Consider the following 1,354-nt stretch of genomic DNA (forward strand, 5'->3'; position numbering starts at 1 on the left):
GGGAGGACCATCTCCCAAGGCTAAATACTCCCTAGTGACCGATAGTGAACCAGTACCGTGAGGGAAAGGTGAAAAGCACCCCGGAAGGGGAGTGAAAGAGATCCTGAAACCGTGTGCCTACAAGTAGTTAGAGCCCGTTAATGGGTGATAGCGTGCCTTTTGTAGAATGAACCGGCGAGTTACGATTACATGCGAGGTTAAGTTGATAAGACGGAGCCGCAGCGAAAGCGAGTCTGAATAGGGCGAATGAGTATGTGGTCGTAGACCCGAAACCAGGTGATCTACCCATGTCCAGGGTGAAGTCCAGGTAACACTGGATGGAGGCCCGAACCCACGCACGTTGAAAAGTGCGGGGATGAGGTGTGGGTAGCGGAGAAATTCCAATCGAACTTGGAGATAGCTGGTTCTCTCCGAAATAGCTTTAGGGCTAGCCTCATGTAGTAAGAGTCTTGGAGGTAGAGCACTGTTTGGACTAGGGGCCCCCATCGGGTTACCGAATTCAGACAAACTCCGAATGCCAAAGACTTATCCATGGGAGTCAGACTGCGAGTGATAAGATCCGTAGTCAAGAGGGAAACAGCCCAGACCACCAGCTAAGGTCCCAAAGTATACGTTAAGTGGAAAAGGATGTGGAGTTGCTTAGACAACCAGGATGTTGGCTTAGAAGCAGCCACCATTTAAAGAGTGCGTAATAGCTCACTGGTCGAGTGACTCCGCGCCGAAAATGTACCGGGGCTAAACGTATCACCGAAGCTGTGGATTGACATCTTCCGATGTCAGTGGTAGGAGAGCGTTCTAAGGGCGTTGAAGCCAGACCGCAAGGACTGGTGGAGCGCTTAGAAGTGAGAATGCCGGTATGAGTAGCGAAAGATGGGTGAGAATCCCATCCACCGAATGCCTAAGGTTTCCTGAGGAAGGCTCGTCCGCTCAGGGTTAGTCGGGACCTAAGCCGAGGCTGAAAAGCGTAGGCGATGGACAACAGGTTGATATTCCTGTACCACCTCTTTACCGTTTGAGCAATGGGGGGACGCAGGAGGATAGGGTAAGCGCGCTGCTGGATTAGCGCGTCCAAGCAGTTAGGCCGGTAACGAGGCAAATCCCGTTACCATACAGGCTGAGCTGTGACGGCGAGGGAAATTTAGTACCGAAGTTCCTGATTCCACACTGCCAAGAAAAGCCTCTAGCGAGGGAAAAGGTGCCCGTACCGCAAACCGACACAGGTAGGCGAGGAGAGAATCCTAAGGTGAGCGAGAGAACTCTCGTTAAGGAACTCGGCAAAATGACCCCGTAACTTCGGGAGAAGGGGTGCTCATTAGGGTGAATAGCCCTGATGAGCCGCAGTGAATAGGCCCAG

Annotated in this window: 1 rRNA gene; it reads left to right on the plus strand. The window is 52.4% G+C overall.

Going from position 1 to position 1,354, the window contains the following annotated elements:
• Positions 1–1,354, plus strand: a 23S ribosomal RNA gene (locus RAH41_RS22380); the annotation flags it as partial.

Source organism: Gottfriedia acidiceleris (genome assembly GCF_036421055.1).
Classification (GTDB): Bacteria; Bacillota; Bacilli; order Bacillales; family Bacillaceae_G; genus Gottfriedia; species Gottfriedia acidiceleris_C.